The sequence below is a fragment of the Streptomyces sp. NPDC051286 genome, from assembly GCF_044455345.1.
Taxonomy (GTDB): Bacteria; Actinomycetota; Actinomycetes; order Streptomycetales; family Streptomycetaceae; genus Streptomyces.
The window spans coordinates 83,060-99,373 of record NZ_JBITER010000014.1; the positions used below are offsets into that span (position 1 = coordinate 83,060).

General features: G+C 67.5%; 12 protein-coding genes and 2 pseudogenes. 8 read left to right on the forward strand and 6 right to left on the reverse strand.

Features of this window, described 5'->3' with window-relative positions; translation table 11 throughout:
• Positions 1-176: 176 nt before the first annotated feature.
• Positions 177-3,722, reverse strand: coding sequence for a discoidin domain-containing protein (locus ACIBB8_RS16665; protein WP_398952669.1), 3,546 nt, complete (start codon positions 3,720-3,722; stop codon positions 177-179).
• Positions 3,723-3,935: 213 nt separating this feature from the next.
• Positions 3,936-4,064, reverse strand: coding sequence for a hypothetical protein (locus ACIBB8_RS16670; RefSeq protein WP_398952671.1), 129 nt, complete (start codon positions 4,062-4,064; stop codon positions 3,936-3,938).
• A gap of 227 nt (positions 4,065-4,291) precedes the next feature.
• Between ACIBB8_RS16670 and ACIBB8_RS16675 the strand changes: the two genes are divergently transcribed.
• Together ACIBB8_RS16675 and ACIBB8_RS16680 are read left to right on the forward strand one after the other, a co-directional pair.
• A complete protein-coding gene (locus ACIBB8_RS16675; RefSeq protein WP_398952673.1) occupies positions 4,292-5,383 on the forward strand; it encodes a LacI family DNA-binding transcriptional regulator in 1,092 nt (363 codons plus the stop codon).
• Positions 5,384-5,526: 143 nt separating this feature from the next.
• Complete coding sequence (locus ACIBB8_RS16680; protein ID WP_398952675.1) at positions 5,527-5,685, forward strand: hypothetical protein; 159 nt, start codon at positions 5,527-5,529, stop codon at positions 5,683-5,685.
• Between the two features lie 60 nt (positions 5,686-5,745).
• Here ACIBB8_RS16680 and ACIBB8_RS16685 read toward each other — a convergent pair whose 3' ends face one another.
• Complete coding sequence (locus ACIBB8_RS16685) at positions 5,746-6,828, reverse strand: MerR family transcriptional regulator (RefSeq protein ID WP_398952677.1); 1,083 nt, start codon at positions 6,826-6,828, stop codon at positions 5,746-5,748.
• A gap of 237 nt (positions 6,829-7,065) precedes the next feature.
• Positions 7,066-8,289 carry a permease gene (locus ACIBB8_RS16690; protein ID WP_398952679.1) on the reverse strand — a complete coding sequence of 408 codons (1,224 nt, stop codon included), beginning with the start codon at positions 8,287-8,289 and terminating at the stop codon, positions 7,066-7,068.
• Positions 8,290-9,011: 722 nt separating this feature from the next.
• Between ACIBB8_RS16690 and ACIBB8_RS16695 the strand changes: the two genes are divergently transcribed.
• Positions 9,012-9,776: an SDR family NAD(P)-dependent oxidoreductase gene (locus ACIBB8_RS16695; protein ID WP_398952681.1), complete on the forward strand. Its 765-nt coding sequence runs from the start codon at positions 9,012-9,014 to the stop codon at positions 9,774-9,776.
• A gap of 70 nt (positions 9,777-9,846) precedes the next feature.
• Here ACIBB8_RS16695 and ACIBB8_RS16700 read toward each other — a convergent pair whose 3' ends face one another.
• Together ACIBB8_RS16700 and ACIBB8_RS16705 are read right to left on the reverse strand one after the other, a co-directional pair.
• Positions 9,847-10,947: a beta-propeller fold lactonase family protein gene (locus ACIBB8_RS16700; RefSeq protein WP_398952683.1), complete on the reverse strand. Its 1,101-nt coding sequence runs from the start codon at positions 10,945-10,947 to the stop codon at positions 9,847-9,849.
• Positions 10,948-11,010: 63 nt separating this feature from the next.
• Positions 11,011-12,312, reverse strand: a complete 1,302-nt coding sequence (locus tag ACIBB8_RS16705) for a Dyp-type peroxidase (RefSeq protein WP_398952685.1) — start codon at positions 12,310-12,312, stop codon at positions 11,011-11,013.
• A gap of 589 nt (positions 12,313-12,901) precedes the next feature.
• Between ACIBB8_RS16705 and ACIBB8_RS16710 the strand changes: the two genes are divergently transcribed.
• The 5 genes and pseudogenes from ACIBB8_RS16710 (at position 12,902) to ACIBB8_RS16730 (ending at position 16,169) form a co-directional block, all read left to right on the forward strand.
• Complete coding sequence (locus tag ACIBB8_RS16710; RefSeq protein ID WP_398952687.1) at positions 12,902-13,420, forward strand: alpha/beta fold hydrolase; 519 nt, start codon at positions 12,902-12,904, stop codon at positions 13,418-13,420.
• 559 nt (positions 13,421-13,979) lie between these two features.
• Positions 13,980-15,290 (forward strand): preprotein translocase subunit SecY, encoded by a 1,311-nt coding sequence (gene secY / locus ACIBB8_RS16715; protein ID WP_398952689.1) that lies wholly within the window; start codon positions 13,980-13,982, stop codon positions 15,288-15,290.
• A 249-nt stretch (positions 15,291-15,539) separates the two neighbouring features.
• Positions 15,540-15,653 (forward strand): annotated as a pseudogene (locus ACIBB8_RS16720) (IS5/IS1182 family transposase); the annotation flags it as partial.
• 2 nt (positions 15,654-15,655) lie between these two features.
• Positions 15,656-15,742 (forward strand): annotated as a pseudogene (locus ACIBB8_RS16725) (AraC family transcriptional regulator); the annotation flags it as partial.
• 10 nt (positions 15,743-15,752) lie between these two features.
• Complete coding sequence (locus tag ACIBB8_RS16730; RefSeq protein ID WP_398952819.1) at positions 15,753-16,169, forward strand: VOC family protein; 417 nt, start codon at positions 15,753-15,755, stop codon at positions 16,167-16,169.
• Positions 16,170-16,314: the final 145 nt, after the last annotated feature.

Genomic DNA, 16,314 nt, shown 5'->3' on the forward strand with positions numbered 1-16,314 from the left:
GGCCGGGGAAGCCGAGCAGCCGGTCGCTTTCCGCACCCCGGTCAGTTCTTCGAGGCTCCCGCATCCGTGGCGGCAGCCGCAGGAACTGCTTGACGTGCCCGCCGACGAGGAGATGGTCTCCGACGTCGCGGCCGACAGGTGAGGTCTATGTGAACGAGGACCTGGCGTGAGCGCCTTTATGCCGGTGTGCCGTAGAGGATCACCTCGGCGATACCGGCGATGGTCTGGGCGCCCCCGCCGCTGACCTGGGTGACGACCACACGGATCTGGCTCACGTTCGTTGCGGTGAAGACTTCGGGAAGGGTGTACTGCCCGCTTCGGGTCAAGCCGGAGAACACCGTCTTCCAGGTGGCTCCGTCAGTGGAGGTCTGCAGGTCGAAGGTGTACCAGCTGCTGTCCTTGCCCCAGTGGATGCGCACCCCGTCGAGGTGGTGAGCAGCGTCCAGCTCCGCGGTCAGTGTCTGGGGAACTGCTGGGGAGGAGGCGCTCCACCCGGTGCCGAAGGTGATGTCCCCGTCAAAGGCTTTGGCGGGTTCGAAGCCGGCGGCGTAACTGGACGCGGTGACCGTCTTGATCCGGTCGCGTGCGATCTTGGGGCCGGGATCGGCCGGGGGGACGCCGCCGCTGCCACCTGGCGGTACCGCGCGGAACTCACGGATGGACGGCCACCAGGTGCCGGCGGAGAGGATGTTGACGCGTACGTAACGCGCCTTGGTCTGCACCGGGTGGATGGCGGTGGCGACCTTGGCGGTGTTGTCCTCCGCGTTGACGACCGTGGTCCACACGCTGGCGTCGTCAGAGGTCAGGATCTGGTACTTGTAGCTGGTCTGGTCGGTCTCCCAGACGATCTGGAACTGCTCGATGTCGGCCGACGTGCCGAGATCGACCTGCCACCAGGCCGGGGTGGCGGGGCCGTTCCCGACCCACTTGGTGTCCCTTGCGTCGTCCACCGCATTGTCCGGCCAGTTACCGGACTGCGAGGTGGAGGCGGTCGCCGGCTTGAACAGGGCCAGGTTCTGGGCACCCTGGCTCTCCAGCGTGGAGATGTTCTTCCACTCGGGGTGAGTGCCGTCGGCGACGTGAGAACCGGTGTAGGGCGCGGTCTGCACGGCGTACTCGCCGCTCTCCAGTCCGGTCGCCTTCGCGGTGAGGGTGACGGGGCCGCTGGAGGTACTGGTGGCGATCAGGGCGTAGCCGATGCCGGCCTGGGCCTTCTGGGTCTGCACCGCGATGCGCGGGATGTTGTCGCCCACCAGGGTGCCGGCTCCTGTCACCTCGAGGGTGAGGGAGGCGGAGGAGTCGGCGACCAGCGTGCCGTGAGCGTCGACGACCTTGACGAACACCGGGATCAGGTCCGAACCGTCGGCGACGGGTTGGATGCGTTCGAGCAGCCGGGCGTACCCGCGCAGCACCTTGGCGTCCTGGGCCGACAGTGCGCGACCGCCGGCCTGGCCGGCCCGGTCGATGAGCGATTCCACTCCGCCGGGCTCCATCTGATCCAGCAGCTTCTGCGCGGCCTTCTTCCCCTGTGCCGAGCTGTCGCCCAGTGCGGAGGCCAGCAGGTCGGTCAGCACGGCCCGTCCGCCCGCATCGTCGGCGACGATCTCCAGGTGGTGGGCGGCGCCAGGGGTGTTGACCAGGTGGGTTGCGGCGAGCCTGCCGCCCAGGTAGCCCTCGGCTTTGAGCTCTCCAGCGGCAAACGACGGCAGGGTGAACGTGTAGTAAGGGCTGCCGCCCTTGGCTGCTACGTGCGGCGCGGTCGTGGCGTTGTCCGTCCGGGTCTCTTCCCCGATGAGGCGGCCGTTCTGGTACAACCGGACGCTGTCGGTGTTGCTGAAGACCATCACCTGCAGGCTGGAGGAAGCCGTGTAGGAGCTGGCGATGAACACCGTCGGGCCGCCGTGGTTCGGGTTGGTGGCCGGCTGCATGGCCTTGAGCCAGTGGTAGCAGTACTTGGGGTACCGGTCGATGTCGACCGCGCCGGACTTCTGGTAGACGTCATTGGTCCCGTAGTCCTCGAAGACCCACAAGAAGTAGCCGCCGATCCGGCCGTTGGCGTCCAGCCCGCCCCAGTCCCAGTAGCCGGTGCCGTCGAGGTAACCCTGACGGGTGACAACCTGGCTGACCATCGCGCTCTCGCCGTCGTCCCGGCCGGACCGGGACGGGTCCTCCCAGTCGCCCCACTCGCGGGTGAGGAACGGCTTGGCCGGCGCGGGATCCGAGCCGTCGGTATTGACGACCTTGTAGTTGACGCCGTACTCACTGCCCCAGGTGCCGTAGTCCGCCGAGGTGAACATCTGGTCGCCCGGCATCTCCGCATGAGCGGTGGTGTTGGCCTCCTTTGCCCACCATTGCGGGTACCCGGTCTCGTTCAGCGAGGTCTCCCACAGGATCACCGAGGGCCGGTTGCGGTCCCGTCGGATCATCGTGGCGATGTCACGGTAGGTGCGCTTGACGAAGGTCTGGTCGCCGTTCCAGTTCTGCCAGCCCGGCTGACAGGCCACGACGAGGAGACCCATCTCGTCACAGGCATCGAGGAAGGCCGGGTCATGCGGGTAGTGCGCCGCCCGTACGGCGTTGAACCCGCCGAGCTTCAGCCGCAGCGCCTCGCGGTACTTCATCGACGGCGGCGCGGCGTCACCCACGTAGGCGTAGTTCTGGTGGCAGTTGGCGCCGCGGAGGTAGATCCGCTCGCCGTTGAGGTGGAACCCGTCCGCCTTGTACTCGATCCGCCGTATTCCGGTCGGTGTGGTCACCGTGTCGACCAGGCGATTGTCGACGAAGACCTCACTGACCAGCCTGTACAGGTAGGGGGAGTCGGGATGCCACAGGTTCGGCCGCGTCACACTGAGCGTCTGTGCGAAGGCGTGACCGCCATCCCCCGGGATCGACGTGGTGGCCTTGGCCCGCGCGACCGCTGTGCCCTGCGCGTCGTACAGGACCGTGGTCAGTCTGACCTCGGCGGCGGCTGCCGTCCTGTTCACCACGTGCGTCTTGACCTGAGCCGTTGCTCTGGTCGCACTCGCCTGGGGGTAGGAGACGAACACGCCACCCCCGGAGACCACGTCCTCCTCCAGCGGGTCGGAGATGTGGACCGGGTCCGTCACGCGGAGCGTGACGTTGCGGTAGATACCGCCGTAGGTGAGAAAGCCCAGCTGGTTCCGGGGCTTGCCGGGAGGGGTGAGCGGGTCGTCGAGGTTCGACACGCGGACCGCGAGGACGTTGTCGCGGTCGTGGCGGACCTTGTCGGTGATGTCCACGACGAAGCCCAGGTAGCCGCCGTAGTGCTCGGCGAGCTTCTCCCCGTTCAGGTAGACGACGGAGTTGGTCTGAACACCGTCGAACACCACGGTCAGCCGCCGCCCCCGGTCCTGCGGATCGACCCGGAAGTACCGCCGGTACCAGCCGATTCCCGCGAAGGCGTCGTACACCGAGGGCCGTTTGCGCTCCAGTCGCATCGTGTGCGGCACCGATACCGCGGCCCACGCCGAGTCGTCGAATCCGGGCTGGTGAGCATCTGGGGCATCGTCACGCCAGAATGCCCAGTTGGTGTTGAAGTTCAGCACTCGGCGCCCGCCCTCGGCGGATTTCTCAAGGGCTGAGGCCGCCGCACTGGCCGGCTCGGCGTCGGCCCGTCCGGCAGGCACCAATGCGGCGCCCACACCGGCCAAGCCTGCTGCAAGCACGCCCCGGCGTTTCACACCACCTATGTTTTCGATCACGAATACGCTCCTCTGATTCGTCGTCCGGCGACGACCGGTGAAGTAAGTCGCCGCCCAAGGTCACGCTGATCCGGTCAGTCGAGAGGTTCTGTGCGACGGCCGGCCGAGCCCTCGGGAAGGCCGCCTGTGAGGGCATAGCCGCTCCTGTCCGGCCGAGCCCGTCCGGGCCGGTCCGGTGCGCGGGGCGGTTCGGCCCGCGCACCGGACGAGGGCTCAGGGAAATGTGATCGATGACGTACCGCAGGCCGCCGCCCCCTTGCCCGGCCCGGAGCATCCGGCGGCGGTGAGCACGAGTGCGAGCGCGTCGACGGCACCCGCGGCGCGAACGACAGTCCTCTTCACAGCTCCTCCTGTGTACTGCGGCAGAGCAAGCAGGGGGCTTTGAAGGGGCCCTTGGATTGGCCGGCGCGCTGCCAAGCCCAGGGCCGGCGCACCTTGATCGCCGGAACTATGGCAGAGAATGTTATCGATGCCAACAGGTGCAGCAGAATTGGTTTCCGGCCTGGCAGGCCTCAGTTCAAAACCATGGGAGGCGCTATCATCGGCGGGCTGCATCAGGGAAGGAACCCATGGCAAAGCAGGGTCTCGACGCCGGATCACGTCCGCCGGGCATGGCGGACGTGGCCCGGGTCGCCGGAGTGTCGGCGCAGACGGTGTCGCGGGTTCTCTCGGGACACCCCAACGTGCAGGAGCACACCCGCGCCAAGGTGCTGGCCGCAGTGGACCAGCTCGGCTACCGCCGCAACAACGCGGCGCGCATGCTGTCCTCGGGCCGCAGCCGCACGATCGGAGTGGTCACTCTCCAGACGGCCTTCTACTCGCGGGCCGCCGTCACCTCCGGCATCGAGAACGCGGCCCAGGCCGCCGGATACACGGTCAGCACGGCCACGACCACGTCCCTGGACACCTCCGCGATCGAAGCCGCGCTGTCCCGGCTGGCCGACCAGGGCGTCGAAGGCGTCATCCTCTCGGTGCCACTCATTCACAGCAGTCCGCGGATCGAGCAGCTCACCCGTTCCACGCCCACAATCACGATCGACGGATCGCGTACCGACGCGACCGAGGTCGTCGCCGTCGATCAGGCCCTCGCGGCTCGCCTGGCGACCCAGCATCTGCTGGACCTCGGCCATGACACCGTCTGGCACATCGCCGGCCCCGAGCAGTGGCTGGAAGCCGCGAGCAGGCGCGACGGCTGGCGCGCCACGCTGGAAGCGGCCGGCAGGACCGTGCCGCCCCCGCTGGAAGGCGACTGGTCACCCGCCTCCGGCTACCGCAACGGACTCATCCTCGGCCGCATCCCGGACGCGACCGCGGTCTTCGTGGCCAGCGACGAAATGGCCTTCGGCGTGGTCCGGGCGCTGGGAGAACTCGGCAGACCGGTACCCGAGGACATCTCCCTGGTCAGCATGGACGACATCGACCTGGCCGCGTACTGCAGCCCGCCGCTGACCACCGTCGCACAACCGTTCACCCATATGGGAACCCTCGCGGTGGCGCACCTGCTACGGCATATCACCGACCCAAGTGGGGCGACCGTACCGGCGTCGGTGGAACCGGAACTCGTCGTACGGGCCAGCACCACCCACTTCAGCCCTCGTGACCAGGCCGCTGCTCGCGCGCCGCGAGCAGGCGGTGAGCAGGCACCGGCACCACGGGGATGAGACGCCGCCGATCTCGCACCGCTTTTTCACGATGGCATCGGATACGCCTCCTCATGCGGGGATAGCCGGACAACCTCCGACGCCGCGCGACGCGCCCAATGGCCAGGCGTGCGCGGACCGCTGGGGATTGCACGGTCCGCGACGTGTACACGAAGACGGTCTGGGCCAAGATTCTCACCGATGGGCATGTCCCGGAGGCGGCCGCCGACCTGGCACGCGAGGCGGAGCAGGTCGGCCGGCCCCCGGTCCTGGCAGCTCCGGCGTCGGCAGAACGGGCACTCGTACGGTACGAGGTGCCGTGACACCGGCGCGAGGCCGAGACAGGCGGACGGAGGCAAGGGCCAACCCGGCCCGCGCGGAGGTCAGTTCTCCAGGCGGACCGGCATCAGGATCGAGAAGCTGTCCTCGTCGTCGGCGCGGCGGATCGCGAGGGGTGCCGTGGGAGCGCCGAGCTCCAGGACCAGTTCGTCCCGGGCTCCGGCGGCGAGCGCATGCAGCAGGAACTCGCGGTTGACGGCGACGATGTTCTGGTCGTCGTCACCGTCGTCGCAGAGGATCACGGTCCCGTTCTCCGTCACCCTGAGCACGCTGAGGTCCTGGGGCTCGCCGTCCTGCTTGCGCGTCTCGCTCGCGCGGACGGGACCGGTCTCCAGCGCCTCCCGGAAGGCCGCCGTATCGACGTGGGCCCGGTGACCGGCCGGGAGGTGGACGAGGCGACGGTAGTCGGGGAAGTCGTGGCCGAGGCTCTGCCCGGCCGCCTGTCGGTCCCCGGTCTCCAGCGTCACGCGGTCACCGTCCACTGCCAGCTGGACGGACTCCTCGCCGTTCAGCAGCGCCCGCATCGCGTCGGCGAGCGGAAGGGGCACGACTGCCTGCACGCGAGAGCCGCCGTACCCCGTCGTACGGGCCTGCGCGACGGCCATCCGGTACCGGTCGGTGGCCACGAGGTGGAGTCCTTCGCCCTCGATGTCGAACAGGATCCCGCCGAGCATCGGCAGTTCCGCGTCGGTACCGGCCGCGAAACGGACCGCGTCCAGTGCGGCGGCCAGCTCCGGCGCGGGGACGGACAGGCGGGCGCTGGCGGTGCGAAGCGAAGTCATGGGGTTCTCCCTGTGGTCGAGTAGAGCTCGGAGCGTGGAGAACTCACTGCGGGCATCGGACAGCCCCAGTTCGAGACGGCGCAGGTGCGCCTGAAGCAGACCGCGCACCAGAACCGTGTCCGTGCCGGACCAGGCGGCCAGGACGAGCCGGATGTCGGCCAGGGGCATGCCTGCCCGGCGCAGCCGGGCCAGCAACCGGGCCTCCTCCAGCTGCTCGGGCTCGTACCAGCGGTAGCCGCTGACCGGGTCGACCCAGGCGGGGGCCAGCACACCGGCCCGGTCGTAGAACCGAAGCGCACTCACGCTCAGCCCGCCGTCCCGTGCCATCTCCCCAATGCTGCGCATCTCGTTCTCCACACCCGGAACTCTGAGCCCTCGACAAGGTCGAGGGTCAACCTCGGCCACGATCCGGATCCGTCACTCAGGCCGGGCAGTCGGCCTGAGTGGTGGCCGTGCCCCAACAGATCATCATGTACGCCGACGACCTCGGGGCGGAGGTGCGGCGAACGGGGGACGCGACCACCCTCGCTGACCGTGGTGCGGCACACCGCCGGACCACGGGCCGCCTCGGCCCGGTCGGTCTTAGCGGTGGTGGTTGCCGTGTGGGTGCCCGGTGTCGTGTCCGTGCTGCATGGCAGCTTGGCCGTCACGGTGGCCGGTGTGGTCGTGGCCGGAGTCGGGTGAGCCGCCCATCATGCGGAGCATGCGCAGGCCACCGGTGCGGAAGAACCTCACCAGGAGGGCGGCGGCCAGGAGGAGGAATGCGAAGTTGAGCCAGGTGGTGTAGTTCCAGGTGACGCCGTTCATGGGGATTGTGGCGTCGGCGCGGTCGGGGACAAGGCCGAGGCCACTGAAGCCCAACTCGACGATGTATCCGGCGGTGGCCATGGCCACGTAGAAGGTGCCGAGGAGGAAGAGGGTCATCTTCGCGCCGTAGTACTTCCGGTAGATGTTGAGGATCGGCAGGATCAACAGGTCGGCGAAGACGAACGCCACGACGCCGCCGAAGCTGATGCCGCCCTTCCACAGCACGACGGCCAGCGGCACGTTACCGATGGAACAGACGAATGAGGCAATGGCCACCAGTGGGCCGATCAGCGGCCCCCAAAGCCTGGACGCCAAGGGGTGGCCGTCGAAGAAGAAGGTGCGCCAGAAGGAGTCGGGCACCCAGGCCGCCATGGCGCCGGCGATGAGCAGCCCGATGACCAGGTCGCGCAGGATCGCCGCCCACTCCATGACGAAGACGTGCGCGACCGACGTGAAGCCCTGGCGAGACAGCAGCCGCCGCCCGAAGGAGCCTTCGCACTGGACGGACATGTCCATGGCCGCGTGCCCCTCCATGGATCCCGCCAGACCTCGGTCGGCCTGTTCGCGTGCGTCGCGCAGCAGTTTGTCGCGCAGGAGCAGCCGGAACAGCACCGCAAGGAGAATGATCATGATGGGGCCGCCGACGAATTCCGCGGCGGTGAACTGCCAGCCCAGGAGCAGCGCCAGAATCACCCCGAGTTCGACCACCAGGTTGGTCGAGGCGATCTCGAAGGCCATCGCGGCGGTGAAGTTGGCGCCCCTGCGGAACAGAGAGCGAGCCAGGGCCACGGCGGCGTAGGAACAGGAGGAGGAGGCAGCCCCCAGGCCGGCGGCGATGGCAAGGGTCCGCGGGCGGTCGTCGCCCAGCATCCGCACAACGGTGGACTTGCGGACCACGGCCTGGACAACGGCGGACAGGGCGAAGCCGAGGATCAGGGCCCAGGTGATCTCCCAGGTCATGGACCCGGTGATCGACAGTGCGTGCCAGATTGCGTGCATATCGCTCAGCTCTCCTCCGTGACGTGCGGCTCACCCTGGAGCCGCACACCAAGAGTGACCTCTGGCCGTCGTCGGCGCGCGCCGCTCCAGCGCTTCTTGGAGGGTGGCCTGCTCAGCACGGCGAAGCGCGGTCGGCCGTCGTCGAACACGGTCGGTCGACGTACGCCTTCCTACTGGTCCCAGCGACCTCTCGCAGCTGCGGACGCCAGGTCACCGGCGCGGCCGTCTGCCGCCGAGCTGCCACCCGCCTCATCGGCGGCTGAAAGCGCATCTCCTGGCCACTGCAGGCGCACGTCGACTAGGGCCTGTTCTGAGTTCCCCGTCGTTCGCGCGAAGCGCAGGCGCAGCGGCGGTCGGTGCGTGCGATCGGCGTGCGGTGTCGCAGGTCATGTGGCGGAGCCACCTGTCCTGCGGGGCCGTGCGGCGAGCGTGCGTGCCGGGCGTCGGGGCGCAGGCGGGGAACTCAGAACAGGCCCTACATCTCCGAGATGGTGAACCGGCGGGTTTGGAACCAGTCCACCGGAGGACGCTACAGCGACTCCGGCCAGCCCTGAGCGGCGTGGCCGCGGTCGCCCACGGCCACGGGCAGGAAGGATGTGATCGAAAGCAGCAACGGTCCGCCACCCGTGCGGCGATATGGAAAGGCAGGTTCGCCGACGCGCTGCCATGGTTGTCGGAGTGCGCCCTCCGAAGGGCCTGGTTGTCGGATGGAATGGCGGAGCATGACGAGACTCAGCGGGAAGGTCGCCCTGGTCACCGGGGCCGGCCGAGGCATCGGCAGAGCCGTCGCCCTACGGCTGGCCGAGGACGGCGCCACCGTGGCGGTCAACTTCCGCAGCAGCGCGGCCGATGCCGAGCACCTGGTGACGGAGCTGGAGGAACGCGGCGGCCAGGCGGTCGCGATCCGGGCGGACGTGACCGACCTGGCTGAGACCAAGCGTCTGGTCGAGCAGGCCGTCGAGACCTACGGCAGGCTCGACATCCTGGTGAGCAACGCCGGGATCGAGCACTTCGCCCCCTTGGGGGAAATCACCCCCGAGGACTTCGACCGGGTGTTCGCCGTCAACACCAAGGGGCAGCTCTTCGCCGCCCAGCAGGCGGCCCGTCACCTCCGCCCGGGCGGCCGGATCGTGCTCACCTCGTCAGTCAGCGCCACCCGCTCGGTCTTCCACCACACGCTGTACGCGGCGAGCAAGGCAGCGGTCAACAGCATGGTGGTCAACCTGGCCGCCGAACTGGGACAGCGCGGGATCACCATCAACGCCATCGCCCCGGGCGGTACCGCCACCGACATGGCCGCCACCAACGCCGTCCACTACCGGCACCCGCTGCTCGACGTACCGCTGCCGGAGTGGGAGAAGATGCACTGCGCCCTCGGCCGCCTGGCCCGTCCTGAGGAGATCGCCGCCGTGACCGCCTTCCTGGTCTCCGACGACGCCTGTTACATCACCGGCCGCACCATCGAGGCCGACGGCGGCTTCTTCTGACTCCGCCACGGACCACTGCCGACGGCAAGTCGGCCCGTCTCCCTCGGGGCGTGCCGGGCGCGTCGGGGGTTCAGCTCACCGCCACGCCGTAGGGGCTGGCACCGACGGTGACAGCGGCGACGACCTTGCGCGAGGTCGGGTCGATGACCGTGAGGGTGCCCGCTCCCTGGTTCGTGACGTAGACAGCGCGGCTGGTGACTTCCAGGTTGAACGGGTCGGTGCCTGGAGGGCCCAGTTCAATGGTCGCCGCGACGCGACGGCTGCCGGTGTCGATCACGGATACGTTGCCCGGGCCGAGATCGGCGGAGTAGGCGAAGCGGCCGTCGGGCCCGATGGCCACGTCAAAGGGGCCCTCCCCGACGGGCACGGCAGTCGCCTTGCCGGTACGGGTTGCGACGGCAAGGACCTGCTGTCCCACTTCGTCGGCGACATAGGCCCACTCGCCGTCCGGGGTGAGGGCGACGCCCACCGGGGAGCGCCCCGCGGGAAGTTTCCGGGCGACCCGGCGCGTGCGGGTGTCGATGACCGACAGGTTGCCCGACCCGGCGTTCGCCACATAGGCACTGCCACCGTCTGGACTGAACGCCACGTTCACCGGTGATTTTCCGACCCGGATGGTCGCGGCCACTCGGCTGGTTCGGGTGTCGATCACCGAAACGGTGTTGGACTTGCCGTTGGTGACATAGAGGGATTTGCCATCGGGGCTGAGTTCGACACCGGTGGGGCTCTTCCCGACCGGCACGGTTGTGACGATCCTGTTGTTCCGGGCGTCGAGGACCGAGACCCGGGCAGAGCCGCTGTTGGCGATGTACACGTGCCTGCCGTCCTTGGTGACCGCGACGCCTTCCGGCGCCGTGCCGGCCGGCACGGTCGCGACGACCTTGTACGTACGGGCGTCGATCACCGAGAGTGTGTTGTCCAGCTGGTTCGTGACATATACGCGGCCACTGGCGCCGGCAACGGGCGCAGTCGGCGCAGTCGGCGCAGTCGGCGCAATCGGCGCAATCGGCGCAGGACCCGATTCCCTTTTGGCCGAGGGGCTGGGCGTGCAGGAGATCAACAGGATCCCCATGCCCGCGGCGAGTGCCGGCCGGAGCATCCTGCCGGGTCGTCGGCGGCCGCTGCCGGCTCGGGTCCGCAGGGCAGAGAACATCTCGCCTCCTGTGCGCATCGCGATGGTTCGGTCCGGGACCGGGCGACATCCCGCCGACGGCTGCCCGGCAGCGGGGTCGGATCAGGTCAGGAGCCGACGGGCGTAGTAGTCCTTCTCGTCCTGGACGCCCGGAAGTGCGAAGAAGTAGCCCCCGCCCCGTGGGCTGATGTACGGCACCAGTGCTTCGCCTTCCAGCCGGGTCTGCATGGCGATGTAGGTGTTGAGTTCTTGCTGGAAGCAGACGAATGCATGCCCCATGTCGAGTTCCGGCAGGTTGGGGCTCCGGTCGTACTCGTAACTGCGACGCAGGATGGTGCTCGTCGCCGCGGTCTGCGGAGTCTGGGGATTGGCCAGGCGGATGTGAGAGTTCAGCGGGGTGACCAGGCCCAGCGGGTCGTTGGTGTAGACGGGGTCGAAAAGATCCGGGGCGTTCTCGCCCACTGCGTACATGGGAGCGCCGCTCGCCTTACGGCGGCCGAAGATCCGCTCCTGTTGGGCAACGGGTACCTTCTGCCACGCCTCGATAGCGAAATGCACGATACGCACCACGTGGTACGTGCCACCCGCGGCCCAGGCCGGTTCGGCGCTCTTCGGCTGGACCCAGACCACCTGATTCATCTGGACGTCGTCGGAGACGGACGGGTTGGAGATGCCGTTCTTGAAGCCGAACCAGTCGCGAGGGATACCGACCGGACGTTCCGGATTGCGCTGGCCGTCGATACGCCAGCGCAGCTTCATCGCGGACTTGGTGTGGGTCAGGATGTCGATCAGTGCGTGGACCGTCGTGTCGCGGTGATCGGCGCAGATCTGGATCAGAAGGTCTCCCTGGCTCAGCGTGGGGTCCAGGTCGTCATGGCGGAAGGGTGTCATCTTGACGAGCTGGACCGGCTTGCGCGCGCTGAGTCCGTAGCGGTCGTCGAAGAGGGATGCGCCCACTGCGACTGTCAAGGTGAGACCATCCGCCACGACCGCGGGTCCCAGGATGCCGTTGTCCGTCGGCGGTGCGGTCGAGGCCGCCTTCGGTGGTCTGCCGCCCGCCGTGAGGAAACGGGCTCGCGAGGTCAGCGTGCGGAACAGGTTGGTGAGTTTTTCCCGGCTGGAGGCGGTCACGTCGAACGAGACGATAATCGCGACCTGCTGGGGCGGAGTGGCGATGCCCGCCTGGTGATAGCCGTGGAAGGGAATCGCACGAGATGCCGGCCCCATCTTGGGAACAGCCACCGTGTCGGCGCGCGCCGCACCGCTGCCCAAGGCGACCCCGCCCGCCGCTCCGGCCAGGCCCGCGGCGGCGGCGTGAAGAAACGACCGCCGGGCAAACGCACTCACCGGACACCCTTCGCCGCTCCACCCTTCCTCCAGGGTCGCGAACGTCTCGTCAGCCATCGTTCGTTCCCCTTCAGTCAGCAGCCAGGTGGCAAGCCGTACGCTCTTGCCACGATCGGATTCCGCGTACCGGCCGGCCCAGCAGGGCACGACCGTAGACGGCAGTTCCCAACCAGCGCCTGAAGAACCGCCAGCCGCACAACCGCCCATAAACCGGAATATATGCGACATCCCTGCTCGCGCCACTGGGTAGTGCGATGCGAGGTAAGGGGGTTTGGATCGCGTGCGGCGGCGTCAACGGTGCCCGTGTGCTGTCACTGCGAGGCCAGCGGCACGGCGGCTTCCCGGCGACCGGAGAGCAGACCGCCGGCCGCCCTGGAGAGCTCCCCCGGACGGCCGACGGGCAGACTAATGACTTCCGGAAACAGCCCAGTCCCACCCGCAGGAGCGGCCTGAACACCTTGAGGCAGGCCGGCGGGCCAGTGCCAGAGGCCGGCGACTCGCCCGGGGGCATGGATGTCGTACACGGCCTGCGAGACCCGGGGGAATCACGCACGTCGCGGACGCAGACGAACTGGCCGAACTCGCTTCACGGACGGCTGACATCGTCGCGGCGCTCTGGCCCGAACGCTGCAAGGCGCTGGTCTCGGTGAGCGGCTATCTGATCATCAACCGCGAAAGCAACAAGAAGCCGCTGCCACCGAAGGCCGATTGGGCGTGGTGGTATCAGTACTATTTCGCCACAGAAAGGGGGCGGCTCGGGCTTGCGAAGTACACGCATGATTTCGCGAAACTGATCTGGCAGAACGTCTCCCCGACGTGGCATTTCGATAACACAACGTTCGAACGCACTGCGGCGGCCTTCGATAATCCGGATTGGGCCTCGATCGTGATCCACAACTATCGCTGGCGACTTGGCCTGGCGAAGGGCGACCCCCGATACGACCGTCTCGAAGAACGACTTGCCCAGAGCCCCGCCATCTCGCTGCCCACGATCACCCTTGACGGCGAGTGGGATCCCTTCACTCCTCCCGGGGGCGGCGCCAGTTATCGCAGCCACTTCACCGGCCCGTACGCCCACCGGACCCTGAAGGGCATCGGCCACAACGTGCCGCAGGAACCCCCGAAAGACTTCGCCGAATCGGTCGTCGAAGTCGACGGTTTGTGATCGCGCCACCTGGAGTGACCGCCTCGCCTCACCGCTGAACCGCAGCGTGTCAGCCGTTCGTACCAAAACCTACGAGCCATTCGCAGGAGTTCCCGGCGAAGAGGGATCAGTCGATCGTTGAGGGCAACGGACCGCGCGGTCGCTCATCACGAAGGAGCCCGTCGACCGGGACCAGCTCTATGGTGATCGCTCCGTGGCCGGAAACCGCCAGACCCTCCTGATACGACGCATGTGAGGTCTCAGCCGCCCATCGTCCGGCCCGACGCATGCGCGCAGATCACCGAGCGGTGCGAGGATCCCACATCGTTGCCCTGACGGAACCCTCGAGTTGCGCGATGTGATGTGCAACCTTCTGCGCCACCCCATGCCTTGAGGCCGTCACTGGCTTACCCAAGTCGAGTTGGACTCAAGTGGTGCCGAGTTTGTGGTCGTGGCACGCTTCGCACTGACGCAGCCATCTGCCATTCCGGCGAGGCTTTCCCCGGTCGCAAGGTGGTGATGCGGCCATCGCTCAACACCGTCATCTCTGACTCGTCGGCGCAGAGGCGAAGGAGGCACTTTGCCCACCGCGATCGTCCGCGTTCTCCGGACACCCGAACTGCGCAACAAGTTGCTCTTCACGCTCGGCATGATCCTCCTGTACCGCTTCGGGGCGCACGTCCCGATTCCCGGGGTGAACTACGGGAACGTCCAGACCTGCGTCAACGCGGCACAGGCCGCCAACAGCCGTCTACTCGGTCTGTTGAACCTGTTCAGCGGCGGGGCACTGCTCCATATCGCAGTGTTCGCGCTCGGCATTCTGCCGTACATCACAGCCAGCATCATTCTTCAATTGCTGACCGTCGTCATCCCGAAATTGGAGGCGCTCAAAAGAGAGGGCTCGGCTGGGCAGGCGAAGATCACCCAGTACACCCGTTACCTCACGGTCGCGCTCGCCGTACTGCAGGGCACGGGCCTGGTCGCAACCGCCCGGAGCGGCGCCCTGTTCAGCGGCTGCCCAGTCGCCGCGGACATCGTGCCGGACAAGTCGATCTTCATCACCGCCACCATGGTGCTCACGATTACCGCAGGGACGGCCTGCGTGATGTGGCTCGGCGAGCTGATCACGGACCGCGGTGTAGGCAACGGCATGTCAATCCTGGTATTCGTCTCGACCGCAGCCACTTTGCCCGGCACACTGTGGGCCATCAAACAGAACGGCAAGATCGCCGGTGGCTGGATCAATTTCGGCAGCGTCATTGCCGTCGGATTCGTCATGGTGGGCCTGGTCGTCTTCGTCGAGCAGGCCCAGCGCCGTATCCCGGTGCAGTACACAAAACGAGTGATCGGCCGAAAATCCTACGGTCACGCATCCACGTACATCCCACTAAAAGTCAACCAGGCGGGTGTAGTTCCGGTCATTTTCGCATCGTCGCTGCTGTATATTCCGCAGCTCATTGCGCAGTTCTCCAGTTCGACCTCGGGGTGGAAGGCATGGATCGAGGGAAACTTCGTCAAGGGCGACGACCCCTACTACGTCATCACCTATTTCCTTTTGACGGTCTTCTTCGCCTTCTTTTACGTGTCGATCACGTTCAACCCCGTGGAAGTCGCGGATAACATGACGAAATATGGTGGCTTCATCCCAGGAATCCGAGCCGGCCGACCCACCGCCCAGTATCTGGGCTATGTCCTCAATCGAATGACGTGGCCGGGAGCTCTTTACCTGGGGGTGATCGCACTGGTACCAACAGTTGCCTTTGCCAGTTATGGCGGTGCCAGCAGCCTCAGCGGAACAAGCATCCTCATCATCGTGGGCGTGGGTCTGGAAACGGTAAAGCAGATCAACAGCCAGCTCCAGCAGCACGATTACGAAGGCTTCCTTCGCTGATTACCGGCCAGGGGACGGGCGATCACCGGGCGGTGCTCTGCAACGCCCGCCTGCTGGAGAAAGCACTGAACGCGGCCGAGCCCAGCGGCGGATCCTCCGGTCTTGCCCGGCTGGTCAAGAAAGTGACGCGCAGGGCGTAGCCGCCGGGTGGTGCCGGCGGCGCCGAAGCGCCCCCAGGGCGGCGGCCGGAGCCGGTACCGGGACCGGCAGGTACTGGCCGCGACCACGGGCTGCGCCTTGGCACAGGTCTCCGGTGTCAATCTCCACGACAGCCAGGCCTTCGAGCCGCTGGTGCGCGGCATTCCGCCCATCCGCTCCTGCCACGGAACACGCGAACGAGGGCCCGCCAAGCTCCACGGTGAGGCGAGGCCGCCGCCATCCCGGCCTGCGTCGCCAAGATCCCCACGCGACCGGTCAGGAATGGAGAAGCGAAGCCTGCACCCCGTCCGTAGCGTGAAACGCATGGACATCAAACTTTCACAGTGCTTCATCGCCGTCGACGACCACGACAAGGCACTCGGCTTCTACCAGGACGTTCTCGGCCTGGAGGTGCGCAACGACGTCGGGTTCGAGGGGATGCGCTGGGTGACCGTCGGCGCGCCGTCGCAGCCGGACGTGGAAATCGTCCTCGAGCCGCCGCTCGCGGACCCGAACGCCTCGCCCGCTGACAAGAGGGCCATGGCGGAACTGCTGGCGAAGGGCCTGCTGCGCGGTGTCATTTTCAGGACCGACGACTGCGACGCCACCTTCGAGCGCATCCGCGCCGCAGGCGGCGAGGTGCTGCAGGAGCCGATCGACCAGCCGTACGGCGTCCGCGACTGCGCCTTCCGCGATCCATCCGGCAACATGCTGCGCTTCAGCCAGCCGCGCAGGCGGTGAGCTCCGGTCCCGCGAACCGGGCGCTACCCTGCAGGCGAACCCCGCGCCGCGTCCAAGGCAAGGGCTGTCCCGTCATCCCTGACGGGCGCGCGACGACAACTACGGCACCTCGCCGCGTTGCCGGAACATCCGAATACACCCGGTA